The organism is Neobacillus solisequens, from assembly GCF_051233465.1.
Taxonomy (GTDB): Bacteria; Bacillota; Bacilli; order Bacillales; family Cytobacillaceae; genus Neobacillus.
This window is the reverse complement of the sequence record NZ_JBKFGJ010000020.1, coordinates 1-17,471: the sequence shown is the minus strand read 5'-3', so window position 1 is coordinate 17,471 and position 17,471 is coordinate 1. Positions and strand designations below refer to the sequence as shown.

Sequence of the window (17,471 nt, the reverse complement as noted above, 5' to 3'; positions counted from 1 at the left end):
GCATTTCTTTTGAAAATTTATTACTCACCTGGTTTTAATCTCCTTGCTTTTGAAGATCATTTCAATTTAGGCGTTTACACTTCGAAACTCATCAATTGCCCATTTCTCTAATGAATTATCGATTTGTTGGTCAATACGAAGCAAAGTATCGCTTTTTCTCTCTCACTTATCCCACGACCTTAATAAATACTTCCCGTATTGATCACCGGCTGACTGCCTTTTTCAGAAACTAATGCTACCATCAAATTGTTTACCATTTGTGCTTTCTTTTCTTCATCTAATTTTACAACACCTTCTTCATCCAATTGGTCGATTGCTGATTTGACCATGGAGACAGCTCCTTCAACAATGACTTTACGAGCTGCCAAAACTGCTTTTGCTTGTTGTCTTTGCAGCATGGCATGAGCAATTTCACTAGAATATGCCAAATGCATAATTCGTGCCTCGATAATTTCTACCCCCGCAAAGGTAAGGCGTTTTTGTAAATCTTTGGTCAATTCAACTGCTACCTCATCTGAATGTTGCCTTAAGGAAATTTCATAATCGTTATTAAAATTATCATAAGGATATTGACTGGCAATATGACGTAGACCCGTTTCACTTTGGGTATGTACAAATTCCCGATATTTTTCAACGCCAAAGACAGCTTTAGCCGAATCAGAAACCTTATAAACCACAACTGCAGCAATTTCAATCGGATTTCCTTCGAGATCATTTACTTTTAGCTTATCGCTATTAAAATTGAGCACTCTTAGAGAAACTGTTTTTCTAATGGTTAAAGGAATGGTTAACCAAAATCCCTCGTGTTTAATGACGCCAAGATAGCTTCCAAAGAGGGTAAATACTTTGGCCTGATTTGGTTGCACTACCGTAAACCCTGAGAAAATCAACAATGAAACAAGCAAGAGCAGAATGGAAATAATCAATAGACTAAATCTTTCTGTTAAAATGAATTGTTGAAAACAATAAATCGTAATGGCTGCAAATAGCAAAAATAAAATAACCCCAATGAACCCATTGAATTTGGCAATATTTTTTTCCTCCATATCAATCGCTCCTCATAAAAATATAATTCCATATTTGTCCATCATGATATCACCTTAAGATAAAAAGGATAATAACTATTAGTAAAATTCAAAATTTTATCAATAATTTTCCAAATATTGTATTCGTGGAGAGGTACGAAAGAAAAAACACACCATAAAGAATGACCTTCATCCAATACATGTAAGGTAAAAAAACTATAGTAACTCAAAAGGCAATCCCATCTAATTGAGAGGATTGCCTTTTTTACTAAGAAACTATAGGTTTCTTCATCTTATTAGGTTTTTTTAGCTTTTTTTCAAATATTGTTACTAAAATAAACAACCCCGCTAATCCAACTCCAAATGCGATGACAAAACCGCCACCATGAACTAAGAGTGCCCCAATCCATAAGATGCTCAAGATGAAGTGAGCAGACCGTATGGATTTTTTCTTTTTACGCTGCAGCACATATCCATAAATGGCTAAGCTCAGCAATAGTAAAAAAGCAGCAGCACCAGTTAAATTATTGGTATTTTTGAAATCAGTTATTAAAAAGTACCCACCATGAACCGCTACCAACGCCAATGCAGCCCAGCCAATATAGGTATGAAAACTGAAGGCCTTTTTAGCAACTATTTTCACTATTTTAAATGGTGACTTGAGTTTCTTTTTCAAGAGGTACCAAGAGAAGCTCAACGCACCGGCCAAAATGGCTCCGTTTCCGAATAAGGTGAACAATTCTGCCCCTTGTGGCCGCTCCGGTTTTTTACCGGCTATTTTTCCAGGAGTAGGTTGTAAATGAGCGAAATCGTAATAGTAAAACAATCCAATCAATACAATGCTTACTAGTGCAACTAAAACAACAGGAATTACCCCTTTATTAATCTTTTTCATAAGTTCCTCCTACGAATTTGATATATACATCATAACGGAGGAATCTTAATATTTTCTGAAGAAAATCTTATTATTAACTGAAAAAACTTGGTAAAGTGACCAAGCTTTTGCTCATCAACTTGATATTATTTTTCCATATATGTAAATAATTACAGTTCTTCCAACTGAAAATCTGTTGGAAAATCGCCACATCGCTTCACTCTCTTATGTGCTATTCTAAATTGACTAGTTTATTTGGAGGTAATGAAATGAGTTGTGGTTGTTCAACGAATAAGCAAGATGGAAAAGCCATCGTGGATCATGTAAAAGCAAAAGGGAAGGAACATTTTGCTCCACTTGTTCCACATAGCATTACTTGTGAATGTGGTGAAACGTTTACTCTTGAAACCGTCATTATGAATTGTCCGAAATGTGAAATGACATATGCAGTGACACCTTGCAGTTCAGGTGATTTCAACAATATTAAATCAGCGGGTATTAGATACGCATAAGGTTGCAGATGCAGCCTTTTTTTATTTGTCTGGGGATCTCTATTAAGAGGTTCCTTTTTTAAATAGAATGGAAACCGTTTATTTAACAAAGTCTATATAAGAACTAATACCATAAACACATCAGAGGTGTAAGCACATGTCTGTTTTTTCATTATTTATCAAAGAATGGGCTAGGATTTTCAAAAATAAGATGACACTTATTTCGATTATTGCTTTATTTTTTATTCCAATCCTATACAGTGGGATGTTTCTATGGTCATTTTGGGATCCGTATGGTCATCTGGAGCGTATGCCTGTTGCTGTGGTGAACAATGACAAACCGGCGACAATGGATAATCAAACACTGAAAGTCGGAGATGATTTAGTAAAAAAACTGCGGGAAAATAAAGAGTTTGATTGGAAGTTTGTAGATGAAAACACAGCGCAACTTGGATTAAAGAAGCATCACTACTACATGGTGCTTACTATTCCTGAGGATGCCTCAAAAAATGCAGGTACCTTATCAGATTCCAATCCGCAAAAAATTAATTTTACTTATGCAATAGATGAGTCCTATAACTTTGTCGCATCAATGATTGGGCGAAATGGGGCGGAAAAAATCAAAAATCAGGTGTCTAATTCTATTTCTGAAAAATATGCTGAAGTGATTTTTGATAAAGTGGCTGGTATGCCAAAAGGACTCCGTGATGCAGCGGAAGGATCACAAAAAGTTACGGACGGGGCTAACCAGGTACATAACGGAACTTCACAATTGTTAACTGGGTTATCTGACAAATCAACGGATATTCATTCTATGTCAACTGGTGCCAGTGAGTTAAACAATGGTATGAGAAGTTTTTCAAATGGAATTGCTCAAACATTAGCCGGATTTAATTCACTAGAAACCGGCGCAAAAAAAGTTGAGGATGGTTTAGGGACTCTTTCACCAGGGACCAATAATCTGGCAAGTGGGACAACTGCCATGAAAGCAGGTATTGAAAAGGCGACAGGCGGTTCCTCATCCGTTACCAGTCAATTACAACAATACTTATCAAAGCATCCAGAACTACAAACGGATGTTGAATTTCAAACAATATTAGGTACCAGTAAGGCCGTGACCTCAGGTCTGACTGAAATAAATAAGTCTGCGGGTGCCTTGGAAGTAGGGGCAGCACAAGTAAATCAAGGTGTTGAGGCATTATGGACAGGTCAAAAGTCAGTTACTTCGGGAATTAGTCAACTGAAGGCAGGCCAAAATCAACTAAATACAAGTTCCGGGCAGTTACTGGCTGGGACCAATAAATTGGCATCAGGAACCCAATCCCTTTCTAGTGCCTGGGGCGGGATTGTCACCAATGTGAGTAAGCTAAATGACGGTGCGAACGACTTAAAAAATGGTAGCCAAGAGCTCACGACTAAATTATCGAATGCTGCAGAAGATGCGAACCCGGCAAACACATCAGATAAAACATATTCTATGTTTGCGGATCCGGTCAAATTAGTGAATCAGTCATTCCATAAAGTAGCCAATTATGGGACCGGGCTAGCTCCATATATGATCGCTTTAAGTTTATTTGTCGGCTGTATAATGTTAACAATTGTCCTTGATTTGCGAGATATTCCGGAAATCCCAAAAACAGGATTTGGTCTGTTTATTAGTAAACTTGCTACGCTTGTTATAGTTGTCACCATACAAGGATTGATAGTTGATTTTTTATTAGTTAAAATATTGGGACTCCATGTTAAAAACCCGGATCAGTTTATTTTAATAACAGTACTTACAAGTGTAACCTACATTGCCCTGATTCAAATGCTAGTAAAACCATTGGGGGATGTCGGAAGATTCTTGGCGATTATTGTCCTAATCAGTCAAATTACTTCAACAGGAGGAACCTTCCCGATTGAAACATCACCGGGTTTTTTCCGAGCATTACATCCATATTTGCCAATGACCTATTCAATAGAAGGATTGCGTGCAGCCATTTCCTCTCATGAACCTTCTACGTTCACAAATAGCATCCAGCACCTTTTAATGTTCTTTGCAGCCTTTGCGATTGTGACCTGGATTTATGCGTTTGTTCAGGTGAAGTTGTTGAAGCATCAAATAGAGAAATAATACTATTGAATAAATATTAATATCTAACAAGGTAACAAATGGCCAAAGTTGGAGAATAAGGAAAAAACGGACGCACCTTTGTAGTAACGAGTTTACTTTAGAGGTGCAAACATTATAAAACACATAGGAATACGCACTGGATTCACAGTGCGTTTTTTATTGATTTATCAGGGTATCAGCCAGATTTCACAACGTATATTAAAGTAGACCTCCCTTTCTTTATCACCCTTTCCAAGAACAATGGCTGAAGGATTAGACCAATTAATAATTTTTATCCAGAGTAACAATTTCTCCTATTCAACAACCTGTTGAAAACATAAATTCAATCAATGCCTTCCTCGTGCGGCGAACGAAATAATGATTTATAAATCGAATTCGATGACCCCAACTTGATGGCTTTAGGTGTTCACTGGATTTTGCTAAGTATCCTTTCAGTTGATTGGTCGTCAATGATTCAATATCCAATTATTTAAACGGGTGCGATTGTTCTATAGGAGCAGTCGCTCTTTTACTAAATAAGAGGGTTAAATTGAAACAGGAAATTCGAATAAATTAAAAGAATAACTAACAATCTTAATAAAAACAGGAGTTGGAAAATGTTGCTGAATACACAAAGGAAATTAGAGGACTAATCGGAAATAGACCATTAATGTTGGAGTAAATTATTATACTAATTTTTCCCTTTCAGGCACACTTAGAAAATATCGAAGGTGAGTACCTTCATAAAGTTATGTAAGGTAAAACATGATGAATAACTAAATGTTTGGATTGTCAAACTAAACTAGACAGTTTTCTTAAGGTGCGTTAGTTTGTATTCCTTGGGGCTTAAATAATATAAAGTACTATGGATGCGTAAATGGTTGAACCAATGCACATAGTCCGTAAACTCCCTGTGTAACTCTTCTAAACTATTAAAATGGCGTTTTTTTACAAACTCTGTTTTAATGATTTTGAATGTTGCTTCTGCTTCAGCGAAGGAAAATCGGCTTTCTTTGATCTGTAGATAGGAATATCAGATAGTGTAATTATTTACCTTATAACATAAAAGGAGTACCTTATTACTCCACTCCATCTACACTCAGTCATTCTTTATTTTTTATTCAATCTTCATCTGTGATGAATGACATATCGGACAATCCTGTTTTTATACTCAGTCCCCAACCAAAGAACTCGTTATGTGTTATTTCTGCACGAATTGTGTTCAAACCGGCTCGCCAGCGAACTGGAACACTGGCAAAATTACATCGAATTCGTCCATCACTGCCCGGAGGATTCCATCTCCAATCTCCTTGGTAAACCTCTTCTTCATTAACCCATAGACGAAGATGATCGCTGAAACCGAAAGTTAAGAGAGTCTCTTTCTCCTCAGGAATAATAAAAGTGCTTTTGGTTTGGACAGAAATACCTTGTTCAACCGCATGGATTCTGTTTATGTTAAGTGTTCCATTTTCTTCAACAAATGTTTTCGTCCAATTATTTTCGGCGACAGGCTGTTCATCTTTTAAATAAGGTGTTGAGACCATCCATTCTGTTACAAAAGTTTCGGTTATCAGTTGCTTCAAATTCTTTTCTCTTTTAATGATTGGTGTCGGTTGTATTTCCTCCACAGAGAGATTGCGAATGTAGCTGGGCAAATATCCCCAAAACCCTACTTTACCAACAAATCCTCCATGTTGAAGGTTAGGAATTACAAGTTGAGGAGAAGTTTTTTCGCCCATATAGACGGCTACGCCATTCTGTTGAACTTCTATGGAAAATTTCACCCATTTACCAGTAGTATTCGGCAAAGACTTTTGATATAAAGGGCCATTATAAATTTGCCACGTCATAGAATCATTCATAATCGGATCGTATTGAATTTCTTCTGGCGCCAAATAAACCAGTTCATAATTATGTGAATCCTTGGCCCCGAAAACAAGCCCTATAAAACCCACTTGTTCGGGAATGGCTACTTCCGCTTGAAGACGAAAGCAATTAAAAGTTATTTTGTCACGAAGAAAGATAGCAGATCCGGTCTTTTCAAGATATGCTGCCTTTTGCCCAAGATATACCCCTTGACGAACGTTAGAATCTCCCAAATCAAATTTATCCAAATCATTCCACAGGTTAAACAATAATTTCGTCATTCTTTCACTCCTATATTGAACTTTCATAAAATTAGATTTCAAAGGTGATGTTTTGAAGACCCCGATAATAATTTCCCCAGTTGGTTGTAAACCTTAGAATGCAATAATCAGGATCAGTAATTCCAAGAGGATAATATACTTCCCGTTCCTCTCTCCAAAATCGTTTTTTGTACTTCAAGTCCAGCAGAATCTCAATTTCACCGACAAGCAAAAGGCCTGCAAAATGCTTTGCATCATAAAAATAAACAGATGCTTTCGGATTTTTAGTAAATTGAGACACTCTTTTGGAAGATGTATTTGTGCTGAACCAAATGGTCTTTAATCCGTTCGATTCAATCTTGAACATTGCTTTTATATTGGGATATCCACTCGTCATTAGAACCTACCATAGCGATTTCTGAACATTGCAATAATTATAAGGACTCCTTTGTACTTTCCTTTTTTTCTATGGGATTGATACCGTTCTTCAACAATTGTTTTGCAGATTCTATCCCTGCCTCAATAACACTTCCGGTATTCATAGTCAGGCCTCCTAAAGGAATTTTTATATGATTTCTATCTAATAAAGATAATGATAAAAATCTTTTAGCGGGCCAAACCCTTCGGTTAAATCCCTGACAAGTTCATTATTAAAGAGTCGGTTATCTATGTGGCAATTACAGACGAGATATAAATTTTTCCGTTGATACCAGTCTAAAATTTCGTTTGATTTATTTGGATCTAATCGATTTTGTATAGATCCCCTTCAATGATAAATTTCCGTTGTTTAGGATAAAACGAAACAGCATTTTTAAATTCATTTGGGTTACTGTCGATCATTTCTCTAAATTTATCTATAGTATCCTTCGTAGCGGAGTAAAAACCCATCCCATATCGGTAAGAAAAAGGCGTTAGCTCAAAGAAAAAGGAGGGAGCATCTGCCCAATCTTTTTTGGGCCTTTTGAATGAAATCTATATATTGGTGCGGAATGGAGACTTGTCCTTTGAAAATCTAGTATCGCGGTATATTCGTGAAATGGTTTTACCAATCGCAGGTGAAGTTTCAAAGCATGGATCAATAGAGAGCATGAAGTCGCTCAATTCTGAAACGAGAGATTGTGCCGGTTTTAGTAGGTATTCTGTGTAAGTGTGCTTGTTATTTTCAAACCAATCTTTGGTGTTATTCGATTTCAAATCGGACAAAATTCAATAGTTTTTTGTGAAAAGCTATTAAAGCTGCTGATTGGCATGTATAAAGCTCCTTTACTGGATTTCATGTTTTTTGAGATTATTTAAAATTCGTTCGAGATACCCCTCGAACTCGTCAATTTCGATTTCATGAAATCCTTTGTAAAATAGTTTAGCCATATTAATATATACTTGTTCATAAGCAGCCTTCATTTTCTTGTTTTCCTCAGTGAGTTGAATGAGTATTTTACGTCTGTCATCGTTTGGAGATACACGGAGAAGAAAACCCGTTTCTTCGAGCTTATCTAGCATTCGGGTAAGAGTCGATTTGCCCAAGGCGGTGTTTTTAGCCAGTTCCTGAATAGATATGTTGTCCTTTTGCCAAAGGGAGAAGAGGATTCTTCCTTGAGCAGGGTTGATTTCATAAATGTTATCCTCCTTGAGCTTCCTAGAAAAAATACGTCCTGACAATTGATGTATTTTTGAAATTAAAAAACCTCCTTAGCGTAGCATTATAAGAGACTCCTTTCTTATACCATTGAGACGAAAATATATTGAAAAGTAAAAATATTACATTCACAATAGTTGAATATAGTACTAATTGTCAAGCTATTGATAACTGCAGTTGCTTCCGATGAAAGCCGTTTATGATAAGTTCTAATTTTTGTTGGATTCAAAATGTCCGCTAATAATTGATTTAAGATTAGAGTATCATGTCCGCTAAGGTAAATCGAAAAATTAGGGGGATTTTTATGAAAAGTGGATACCATTTATTAACATGGAAGAGATATAATATCTAGCTTTGTAGGCAGGTAATTCTGTTTCAAAAATCCAGTCAAGTTGATATAACTTTCAATACTAAAGTCTCTAATCACAATCATTATCTTACTCTCCAACAAATGGAGTATTTTTATAAGAACGATGAACAAAATGATCAAACTTTTTTTATAAAAAATAATATATCTACAATACGAAAAGAAACCATTTTGATCAATCTTTTTTCAAAATGATTTTCTTTTTTGTTACTAATAAATGAGGGCTTACGAGCTTTTTTTAATCAAACTTTATTCCAAACCAACACAAAATGGATAAACAAAGAAATTGAAATATTGCGTAGTAATTACTAAAAGACTGTCGAGTGACACAAAAGGACTAAATCGAAAATACCTAAATTATAACATTTTTAGCGAAAAATTAAGGACTCTTGTGTCAAAAATAATGACACAAAAATCCTTAATACCTTGTAAAAATCCTATTGTATGTGTTGAAGTAAATGATGACAGTTTTATTGTTTGTGATTTAACAACATTAATTAGTTACAGTGATATTGTGAAAATTTCACTTAGACTACTAGGGCGTTGATCCAAGAAGGATTAACGCTTATTTCAGGAATTAACGCTTATTTTGCGAACTTCTGAGTGAATTTATAGCAGAAATTAAAGGGTGAGGAAACTTGTGCAGAAATATTTCCAAATACAAAATATATTCATTTTAAGGAAGGGTCACCACCAAAGTTATTTCCCTCAAATTTAATTCGAGCGATGGTATATGCTGGGGTTGGTATCCAATTTTGTGACCATCTTTGTTTGTAGTTTATTTAAAGAATGGGATTCATTGAGATTTCATACCTTTAATATGTTAATATGGACCACTTGTTATGTTATACATAACAATAGAGGGAATTGGTTGGAACCAGTTCAATTTGGTTTTGTAAGATGTTATTGGAGCTATATCACGGGACATTACTTATAGCGCTTGGCATTTGAATTGATACCACTATTAGCATTTTATTAAGACTTGATTATAGTGGAAAGTTTCAATGTAATTGGAGATTCATATTAATATTTTATTGAGAGTGTGAGATTTTTCACTTCAACTACCATGAAAATAAGTTTCCTCAAGATTAGTAAAATGACAATACTTAAGAAGACCCTGCTCAATCGTTTAAAAAAAAAAGAGGAGAGCGTTAATTAATAAGTCTATGAAATGGTTGACTGGATCAAAATCAGTATCAGTATTGACACTTCCTTACCATTTTCATTCTCTGTGGTGAAGCGCTGATTTTGCGCTTCATGGATGGCTAACGGGGCAGTTTAGTGCAGGAAGGATTCTCCAATATACCCATCGAATTAAAAATAGATTAGGTACGGGAGGAGCAACGGTGGATACTAAAATTTTATATTACAAAATATTTGAAGGTGATGTAAAACCAATTGACTATGTTAATTGGGCTAATCAAATGTTGATAAATGGCTTTTCCACTCAGTCTTTATATACCCTTTCTTCACTAAGGGAATCCCTTAATATTTTTGAAGTTGAAGATTATTTTAAAAGGGCTATGAATGAACTGAAATTAATGGAACCTTCACAAGAGGAGTGTGCAAAATATTATATTAGAGATTTATTATTGAAAATTGTAGCTGATGAAAAAACGGTATTGATAATGCTTATAGGATATATGAAGTTGTTAGAGAGCATTTCATTAACGAAGAATTATTAATATGATATGAAATTAGCGAGAAGATAGATGACTTTCGTTATGGTGATAACATTCATAATATAACCAAGAAAGTATTAATACCTCAAATTGTAGAAGAAGCTAAAAAGCAACTAAAAGACAATTTTTTCTTCAATTAACGGGTAGCTTTTGTTCAGGATAATTTGATCGCTGCGGCGGTCATTTCTTGTTGAACAGGCAGTTTAGTTGAAAAAAGTATAGTATGAAATAGAGATAATTTACTTTAAATACGTAATTTAACAGACAGATATAAGGTGGTGTGAATTTGAACTTGATTTCAATTCTTTGTTCCATTGTTGGAATTCTATTGATTTTTTCCGTTTTTAAATCCTTTAAAAAAGAAGCAAATTCAAGAGGAGAAATAACAAAGGGGATATTAGTAGTAATATTAGATGTCCTATCTGAACCGATTACAAGCGAAGGGCTTCGTATTTTTTTTGGTTTCATTTTTATTATAGTGGGATTTCTATTATTATAGGTGCCTTACTAAACTAAAGGGAGCGTTGATCCGTGAAGGATTAACGCTTCTTTTTGTTGAAATTATTGAAGTAAAGAGCAGTTTAGTGGAAGAAGGTTCTATGATAAAAATCTTATATGTAATCATTTTTCTCTACGACAAAAAAAGATGGCAGCTGTTGCTGCCATCTCACCTTTCCACCTAAAGGTTTTCTTTATAGAATCCTACCAGTTTTTCAACAGCCTTATTAACAGGTTCCGGTTTGTCATATAAATCATAGTGACTTGCACCATCAACAACAAACAAATTCTTTTTAACGGAAGCTGCTCTAGAATAAAGTTCTTGTCCATCATTATATGAACCGAATCCACCTTGTACGTTACCAATAATTATTTGTAAAGGTTGAGTAAGAAGTTCTTCTACTAAATGGAAAGCATCAAAAGCCATTACTGATCCTATACTAGTGAATTTTAACTTATTTGGAGAATTAAGACTTTGACCTCTTGGAGTAGTATAATAATCAACAGCTTCCGTAATATCTATATCAGTAATACCAGCTTTTTCTCTTTCCTCTTGGCTATTAGGAATCCAATTCGTAATCATTGGTTCAGCCCCACGAGCTTCAGCAGTACGTTGTTTACCAATTCCCTCTAGTGCCTTGATTGCATCACCTTCACGATATAAACGACCGATATTAGCGCCAACGACTGTACCTACTGCCTTGATTCGACGTTCTGTCATTGCGGCATTTACTGCATAACCCCCTCCAGCACAAACGCCTAATACACCGATACGATTTTCATCTACATAATCCAGTGAACTCAGGTAATCCACCGCACAACGAATATCTTCAACCCTTGCAGACGGATCTTCAATATATCGAGGTTCACCTTCACTTTCACCTTGATATGACGCATCAAATGCAATGGTTATATATCCTTGTTCAGCAAGTTTTCTGGCATAGATTCCCGCGGTTTGATCTTTACAGCTACTACCCGGATGAACACAAACTATTGCAGGATACTTTTTATTTCCTATAAATCCCTCTGGTAAATAAAGATGTCCTGCTAACTGAAGACCTTTGCCATTAAACTGTACATCTGTTTTGGTTACTTGCATTTTGAATCCTCCTATTAATTATTTCGCACAAGTGTGCTATATTTACCTTACGTACCTTATTATACGCGGGGGCAATTTACATTCAATGACCAATTATGCATCATTTGAGTGATAATGAACAAACTGCTGAAAATTGTGCAATATCTTTATGGGCTATATTTCTACATGTGATTAAATCGAAATAGACGACATTTAAAAAATGAAAAAAAGTTTAGTAAAGGTAGGATGATATAGATGGAAACAGTTGATAGAAGAGTATTGAAATCACAGGAGGCAATCAAAACAGCGTTTATTGAGTTGATGGCTGAAAGGAATTTTGACCAAATCACTATTCAAGAAATTGCAGATCGAGCTAACGTCGGAAGAAGAACAGTCTATGCACATTACTTAGATAAATTTGATTTACTTGAGAAGTTAATCGATGAACATTTAGAGGAGCTTGAGCGTATTTGTGATGAAAAAGCAGAGGAAAGCTTTATAGATGGAACCATTATCTGGTTTGAATATTTTGATAAGCATGAGTTGTTTTTTTCCACTATGTTGGCGAGTAAGGGAGCGCCAACATTTAGAAGTCGTTTCTTGCAATATGTCATTGATGAATTACATGATGAAGTTCATGTATATGAGGGGAAGAATAAAGGATTAAATAAAGAACTATTGCTACAGTTTTTCGGAGTTGCCATTGTCGGCGTAGTGGAAGCATATATTTTAAACGCTATAAAAGAAAATCGTGAATCACTACCTAAGCAAATTGGGATTTTATTAGAAAGAAATTTGTAAGCGAAGTATGTGAATAGATGTACTTAAGCTAACAGGGTGCAAGAGTTAAAGAATGGGATGGCTGCGGCGATCCCTTTTTCTTGTTGCACTAACATGGCAGGTTAATTTAAGAAGGATTACCTCTATCAACCCTAGAATATTAACCAGTGGAATAAAATCATCCATTTTGTGGGGGCTATAATCTTGATAAACAGAATTAACAAATTTTCCTTAGTTTTCGTATCATTTATTATTACAATAAGCTTTTTATATTTGATTGGAATGAAATTTAACATACCTATATTAGTGTTTCATCATAGGTATAAAGACTATTCAACAGGTTCATTATTGCCCTATATTGTAGCTGTTGTAGTCAGTATACTTGTTGAAAGGATGTTTGTTAGAAGAGTTAAATCCTAAGTTGTGAAGGACTTAAACTAACGGGGCAGGATTGTGGAACAAGAAGAATTTTCTATTCAAAACAGAAATAGAGATAAATATAAATGCGAAAAAGTTAGGTGGTATATAATGGCATTATTCATTGGGGCAATGCTTATTGTAGGGGGGGATTTATACTCTTTTCTTCTTTATTTAGAATGAAAAGTAAGGATTACAAAGACATTGGTATAAGTGGATTTATAGAATGGGATTTATTATTTAAATTATTAAGTAAATTTCCACCAAGTGTATATAAAATTTTCGTGCTATTAACTGGTGTTGCCTTTATAGTTCTTGGAATAATTATTGTTTTATAAAAAAGGGCTTGTTCCATTAACGGGTAGCATTCCTTGAACGAGGGATGCTTTTTCCTTATTAAACAAACGGTGCAGGTTAGTTTAATAAAAAACATTTCCAATGACAGGGGTATTTGTTATAATTGGTGTAAAATTACACTAAATGTATATGTGTTAGATCTGGGGGAGTTGTATTGAAATGGTGCATTTTTTTATATGGGTGTTAATGATAATTGCAACTGTATTAGGCGTATACGGACAGTCTTTAGCATATTATGGATGAATTAGCTAATACAAATCGAGCATTACACTACTTAACCATATTTACAATTATTAGTGTGCTAATATACATAGTCATCCCTTTATTTGCTTATTTGAAGATAAGGGTAAAAAAATTTGCTCTTATATACATATTTGGTTTTGGACTAATAGGTTTTTGTGTATCAGGATGGTCGGTGTTTGTTTGTGCGATGTGGTGGGGCTAAATACAATACAGAATTATTTGAACTGAAAGGTGGTGTGACTCTTCAATAAGAAGGGGTTTGCTTCACACTAAAAGTAACGGGGGCATTACTGGAACAACGGTAATGCTCTTTCTTATGGTGCTAAAGAGGCAGGTTAGTTACATAAGTCACGATAAATAATCTTTCATAAATGGAGAAGAATACTTATTAAAAGGATAAAGAGGGTGCGTGGAACATTGAATAAAAGAATTAAATTTATTTGTTTAATATTCTGTATTGCTTATTTTGTACCAACTAATGAGATAGCCTTTGCAAGTCCAAATGATACTCCTCCTTCCATTGAGGAAATGTTCACTCAAGTTGGATATAAATCTGCTGAAGAAGCCGTTAAGGAATTTGAAAATCACTTTGAACAAGATGTAAAATTGCCAAAAATCAAGCCTTCTATTCCTTTCACCCATCAATTCGGTAGATTTTATGAAGATAAGGACTATGACACAAATGATTTTCTATCAATCCATTTTGTGAATGAAAAGTCACGAGAAAATAATTATAAAGTTGATATTCGACCCTTAAAAAATAAAATAACTTTTAAGGATAAAGGCAATCAAAAAGTATATACACTTGAAAATGGTCAAAAAGCCATTTATATGGCTGATGCTCCACTTATGAATTTCCTTGTTTTTGAAAAGGATAATTGGCAATATATGCTCGGAATTGACAAAAAGGTATCAAACAAAGTTACACCTGAAATATTAGTTGATATTGCTAACTCAATTTAATAACGAATTCAAGTAAAGACCATTCGGTTGACTGCGGCATTACTTCAGCAATGAGGTAATGCCATTTTCTTATTAACCTAACGATTTGTGAGTTTGTGAAGAATTCCACTTAAACAAACGGGCAGGATAGTAAAACAAGAAATACAAATGGGGTGCATTAATGAGTGCTGAACTTAACTTAAAGAATTTATAAGTGATTAAGTAATATTTCTATAGCAGAAATATAATGGTAATAAGGAATTTAAAATAGGGCTGAATTTTGCCTATTAGGATGTATTAGATATAATCGAATCTCAACTAAAAGCATTTTGTTATGATGTTTAAAAGATTGGTAATATAACTCCTTAAATTAATAAGAAAGCTAGTTTCAAGTATAATTAATTGTGTAACTTACAGGTGTGTTAATCCAGAAGGATTAACCACCTTTTTTGTTGAAATCTTTATTGTGCAAAAAACAGTGTGTTAGTGAAAGAAGTAACTTTGGTTGAACGTATAATTAAATTAAGGAGAATTAAAATGAGGGGTTTCAGTTTCAAAGTTCCAAATAGTTCTGAAAGAGTATTAGAGGAAATTCTAAAGCCCATTGATATTACTGAGTATAATTGGCGTATTGGTTACGGTGAATCTTATGTTATGAATGAGTCTGAGTTAGGGAAAAAACCTTTTCCAACAGATGTAAAAGAAATAGATGGTACAACACTTAAAGAGTTAATTAGCAAAGAAGGATATTTAGTAATTTTTGCTGATTTAAAAGCCTTCCCAAAAGGGAAGATAGTAACAGATATAAATACGTATGAGGAGTTCATAATTAGTGACTGCCAACTTGTGCTTTTACTCTCCGATTGCGATTATTGTGAAATTTATTGTAAGGACAAGAATAATTTGGAACGGATGACTCAACACGCAAAAATATGTGTGTTTGAAGAAGTTGAATATACCACTGAGGAAAACGATGGAAGAAAAGGTTGTCAGTATGTTAGATGAAGAGAATATTTTTGAAAGGGGGCCCAAATTGATGTTTTTAGAAAAGCACGAATCAGCAGCAGTTGAGGAGTTTACTTGGTTTGATGAAATAGGTAATTTTGTTGATTCTGAGCAACCACAAATAAAAATAGAAGTAGCAAAAGTAAATAGATATATTATTGAAGTTTCACGAAAAAATGAGATTGTAGTTCCAAAATTTATACATTGGCTTTTAGAGAATAATGACAAAATATATTGTATAAAAGATTGCAGGAATTATGTAGCTAGTTTATCTAATATTCAAAAGATACTATTTGAAAGAGATCAACAGAAAAGTAAATGGGTGAATCTTCCAAATTACAACCATATTTATTATAAACATTTTAAAAACCTTGAGGATGCAGAGATATTTTTTTATTCATTTCTAATCATTTCAAAAAAAGATTTAGACTCAAATAATTTAATGAATTTATTTATGGAGTTTAAATTGGATACTTCAAGATTCCCTAATCTTAGTTTCCCTCGCATATTACCTAAAAATAAGGATTTAATTATAGGCGAAGTTTCGTGGGGAGAGTCTTATTTTAAACCTGGAACAACAGAAGAACCTGTAGTCCTTGTGTGTTATACAGCTCGGAAATTGTAATTCCATTATCTTAAGAATGTGAAAAAATATACTTAAAGTAATGGGGGCTTTACTTGAAGAAGCCAAAAGGACCTAAATGGTCCTTTTATATTTGGTAATAAAATACGAATTTCATTTATTGTTTTGGAAATACTATCTGTCGAGGTGAAATAAATGAGCAGATTTAAAGTTGTGTTTGAGAATACAATCCAAAGTGGTGGATTTTTCATTGGAGCAGTATTTGATAACATTACATCAAGAAAAAGATATGTTGGATTCATTTTATGGTCATGATGATTACGAGTTGGACATGAGGTTATTTGAAGGGGAGATTCAGAAAGTTAACCGATTGTTGGAGAGCTAAGGCTCTCTTTTTTATTTATAAAATAAAGATATTATTTTCTTCTTCAACTACCATGAAAATAAGTTTCCTCAAGATTAGTAAAATGACAATACTTAAGAAGACCCTGCTCAATCGTTTAAAAAAAAAGAGGAGAGCGTTAATTAATAAGTCTATGAAATGGTTGACTGGATCAAAATCAGTATCAGTATTGACACTTCCTTACCATTTTCATTCTCTGTGGTGAAGCGCTGATTTTGCGCTTCATGGATGGCTAACGGAGCAGTTTAGTTGGAGAAAAAAAACGTTTAATGCGTATTTTGGACTCAAATTGCGAAAATAAATGAACTGTACTATGAAGACAGTTCAATTAATAAGTATTTTATTTTTTAAGAGGAGAAATGACATTGTTATAAAAAAATCTTTCCCATTTTGCTAATAAACCCTTTCCATTTTCACCACGTTTTATTTTCATTTCGTGGTTCTTATGATATTCTGCTTTTCGTTTATTATGTTCTTTATGCCATTGATGGAGAGCAACTTGTTTCATTTTTATTCTCCTCTCATTTAGTACCTTAATTATATAGCTCAGGTTGAAAATTACAAAGTAAATTTTGTCACAAAAAATGACATAAAGATGTTAAACAGATGGAGAAAATTATGCAATGAGAATGGGAGTACGATATTCGAAATTGAACCTGTAAGATGAAGAACAACAATGTCGTAATACGAGGATATTGTGTACTTCTTGTTCGACTAAACCAGCTAATAGTTTGTCAATATTTTTCAATAAAAATTTAAAATATCTCATGCTATATTAAAAATATGCATGCCAAATAACCTTCCGTTAGACTAATTTTGGAAGGTTTTGTGTTATTTAGTTAGATATAGTTTCTAAGCTATATCTTGGA

General features: G+C 34.1%; 17 protein-coding genes and 2 pseudogenes. 10 read left to right on the top strand and 9 right to left on the bottom strand.

What is annotated here, in order from left to right; all coding sequences use genetic code 11:
• Positions 1-179 precede the first annotated feature (179 nt).
• Together ACI3K6_RS18695 and ACI3K6_RS18690 are read right to left on the bottom strand one after the other, a co-directional pair.
• A complete protein-coding gene (locus ACI3K6_RS18695) occupies positions 180-1,046 on the bottom strand; it encodes an SPFH domain-containing protein (protein ID WP_435556005.1) in 867 nt (288 codons plus the stop codon).
• Positions 1,047-1,293: 247 nt separating this feature from the next.
• Positions 1,294-1,920: a hypothetical protein gene (locus tag ACI3K6_RS18690; protein WP_435556004.1), complete on the bottom strand. Its 627-nt coding sequence runs from the start codon at positions 1,918-1,920 to the stop codon at positions 1,294-1,296.
• A 248-nt stretch (positions 1,921-2,168) separates the two neighbouring features.
• On the opposite strand from ACI3K6_RS18690, the gene ACI3K6_RS18685 reads away from it, so the two are divergent.
• Positions 2,169-2,411, top strand: coding sequence for a hypothetical protein (locus ACI3K6_RS18685; protein ID WP_335479155.1), 243 nt, complete (start codon positions 2,169-2,171; stop codon positions 2,409-2,411).
• 136 nt (positions 2,412-2,547) lie between these two features.
• Complete coding sequence (locus ACI3K6_RS18680) at positions 2,548-4,506, top strand: YhgE/Pip family protein (RefSeq protein ID WP_435556003.1); 1,959 nt, start codon at positions 2,548-2,550, stop codon at positions 4,504-4,506.
• A 781-nt stretch (positions 4,507-5,287) separates the two neighbouring features.
• On the opposite strand, the pseudogene ACI3K6_RS18675 reads toward ACI3K6_RS18680, so the two are convergent.
• The 5 genes and pseudogenes from ACI3K6_RS18675 to ACI3K6_RS18655 all read right to left on the bottom strand — a co-directional run.
• A pseudogene (locus tag ACI3K6_RS18675) lies at positions 5,288-5,479 on the bottom strand (IS3 family transposase); the annotation flags it as partial.
• A gap of 127 nt (positions 5,480-5,606) precedes the next feature.
• Positions 5,607-6,632 carry a hypothetical protein gene (locus tag ACI3K6_RS18670; protein WP_435556002.1) on the bottom strand — a complete coding sequence of 342 codons (1,026 nt, stop codon included), beginning with the start codon at positions 6,630-6,632 and terminating at the stop codon, positions 5,607-5,609.
• A gap of 31 nt (positions 6,633-6,663) precedes the next feature.
• On the bottom strand, positions 6,664-7,008 hold the full coding sequence (locus ACI3K6_RS18665) for a pyridoxamine 5'-phosphate oxidase family protein (RefSeq protein ID WP_435556001.1): 345 nt from the start codon (positions 7,006-7,008) through the stop codon (positions 6,664-6,666).
• Between the two features lie 344 nt (positions 7,009-7,352).
• Positions 7,353-7,805: pseudogene (locus ACI3K6_RS18660) on the bottom strand (TIGR02453 family protein).
• Positions 7,806-7,874: 69 nt separating this feature from the next.
• Positions 7,875-8,270 (bottom strand): MarR family winged helix-turn-helix transcriptional regulator, encoded by a 396-nt coding sequence (locus ACI3K6_RS18655; RefSeq protein WP_435556000.1) that lies wholly within the window; start codon positions 8,268-8,270, stop codon positions 7,875-7,877.
• A 1,690-nt stretch (positions 8,271-9,960) separates the two neighbouring features.
• Between ACI3K6_RS18655 and ACI3K6_RS18650 the strand changes: the two genes are divergently transcribed.
• Both ACI3K6_RS18650 and ACI3K6_RS18645 read left to right on the top strand, forming a co-directional pair.
• Positions 9,961-10,299, top strand: a complete 339-nt coding sequence (locus tag ACI3K6_RS18650; protein WP_435555999.1) for a hypothetical protein — start codon at positions 9,961-9,963, stop codon at positions 10,297-10,299.
• Positions 10,300-10,582: 283 nt separating this feature from the next.
• Positions 10,583-10,795, top strand: a complete 213-nt coding sequence (locus ACI3K6_RS18645) for a hypothetical protein (RefSeq protein WP_435555998.1) — start codon at positions 10,583-10,585, stop codon at positions 10,793-10,795.
• A gap of 180 nt (positions 10,796-10,975) precedes the next feature.
• Here ACI3K6_RS18645 and ACI3K6_RS18640 read toward each other — a convergent pair whose 3' ends face one another.
• Complete coding sequence (locus ACI3K6_RS18640) at positions 10,976-11,893, bottom strand: alpha/beta hydrolase (RefSeq protein WP_435555997.1); 918 nt, start codon at positions 11,891-11,893, stop codon at positions 10,976-10,978.
• A 234-nt stretch (positions 11,894-12,127) separates the two neighbouring features.
• Here ACI3K6_RS18640 and ACI3K6_RS18635 point away from each other — a divergent pair, with 234 nt between their 5' ends.
• The 6 genes from ACI3K6_RS18635 (at position 12,128) to ACI3K6_RS18610 (ending at position 16,584) form a co-directional block, all read left to right on the top strand.
• The gene (locus ACI3K6_RS18635) at positions 12,128-12,673 is read left to right on the top strand and encodes a TetR/AcrR family transcriptional regulator (protein ID WP_435555996.1); all 546 of its coding nucleotides are present in this window, start codon (positions 12,128-12,130) and stop codon (positions 12,671-12,673) included.
• 432 nt (positions 12,674-13,105) lie between these two features.
• On the top strand, positions 13,106-13,252 hold the full coding sequence (locus tag ACI3K6_RS18630; RefSeq protein WP_435555995.1) for a hypothetical protein: 147 nt from the start codon (positions 13,106-13,108) through the stop codon (positions 13,250-13,252).
• Between the two features lie 834 nt (positions 13,253-14,086).
• Positions 14,087-14,632 (top strand): carbon monoxide dehydrogenase, encoded by a 546-nt coding sequence (locus ACI3K6_RS18625; protein ID WP_435555994.1) that lies wholly within the window; start codon positions 14,087-14,089, stop codon positions 14,630-14,632.
• Positions 14,633-15,148: 516 nt separating this feature from the next.
• Positions 15,149-15,616 carry a DUF2691 family protein gene (locus ACI3K6_RS18620; protein WP_435555993.1) on the top strand — a complete coding sequence of 156 codons (468 nt, stop codon included), beginning with the start codon at positions 15,149-15,151 and terminating at the stop codon, positions 15,614-15,616.
• Positions 15,585-16,241: a hypothetical protein gene (locus tag ACI3K6_RS18615; RefSeq protein WP_435555992.1), complete on the top strand. Its 657-nt coding sequence runs from the start codon at positions 15,585-15,587 to the stop codon at positions 16,239-16,241. Before ACI3K6_RS18620 ends, ACI3K6_RS18615 begins: the two co-directional genes overlap by 32 nt.
• Positions 16,242-16,449: 208 nt before the next feature.
• On the top strand, positions 16,450-16,584 hold the full coding sequence (locus ACI3K6_RS18610) for a hypothetical protein (protein WP_435555991.1): 135 nt from the start codon (positions 16,450-16,452) through the stop codon (positions 16,582-16,584).
• 358 nt (positions 16,585-16,942) lie between these two features.
• On the opposite strand, the gene ACI3K6_RS18605 is transcribed toward ACI3K6_RS18610, so the two are convergent.
• A complete protein-coding gene (locus ACI3K6_RS18605; protein ID WP_435555990.1) occupies positions 16,943-17,110 on the bottom strand; it encodes a hypothetical protein in 168 nt (55 codons plus the stop codon).
• Between the last annotated feature and the right edge of the window lie 361 nt (positions 17,111-17,471).

Bases quoted from the DNA above. Each gene is read 5' to 3' on its own strand.
- ACI3K6_RS18695 (WP_435556005.1), bottom strand. From the start codon at position 1,046: ATGGAGGAAAAAAATATTGCCAAATTCAATGGGTTCATTGGGGTTATT.
- ACI3K6_RS18690 (WP_435556004.1), bottom strand. From the start codon at position 1,920: ATGAAAAAGATTAATAAAGGGGTAATTCCTGTTGTTTTAGTTGCACTA.
- ACI3K6_RS18685 (WP_335479155.1), top strand. From the start codon at position 2,169: ATGAGTTGTGGTTGTTCAACGAATAAGCAAGATGGAAAAGCCATCGTG.
- ACI3K6_RS18680 (WP_435556003.1), top strand. From the start codon at position 2,548: ATGTCTGTTTTTTCATTATTTATCAAAGAATGGGCTAGGATTTTCAAA.
- ACI3K6_RS18670 (WP_435556002.1), bottom strand. From the start codon at position 6,632: ATGACGAAATTATTGTTTAACCTGTGGAATGATTTGGATAAATTTGAT.
- ACI3K6_RS18665 (WP_435556001.1), bottom strand. From the start codon at position 7,008: ATGACGAGTGGATATCCCAATATAAAAGCAATGTTCAAGATTGAATCG.
- ACI3K6_RS18640 (WP_435555997.1), bottom strand. From the start codon at position 11,893: ATGCAAGTAACCAAAACAGATGTACAGTTTAATGGCAAAGGTCTTCAG.
- ACI3K6_RS18635 (WP_435555996.1), top strand. From the start codon at position 12,128: ATGGAAACAGTTGATAGAAGAGTATTGAAATCACAGGAGGCAATCAAA.
- ACI3K6_RS18620 (WP_435555993.1), top strand. From the start codon at position 15,149: ATGAGGGGTTTCAGTTTCAAAGTTCCAAATAGTTCTGAAAGAGTATTA.
- ACI3K6_RS18615 (WP_435555992.1), top strand. From the start codon at position 15,585: ATGGAAGAAAAGGTTGTCAGTATGTTAGATGAAGAGAATATTTTTGAA.
- ACI3K6_RS18605 (WP_435555990.1), bottom strand. From the start codon at position 17,110: ATGAAACAAGTTGCTCTCCATCAATGGCATAAAGAACATAATAAACGA.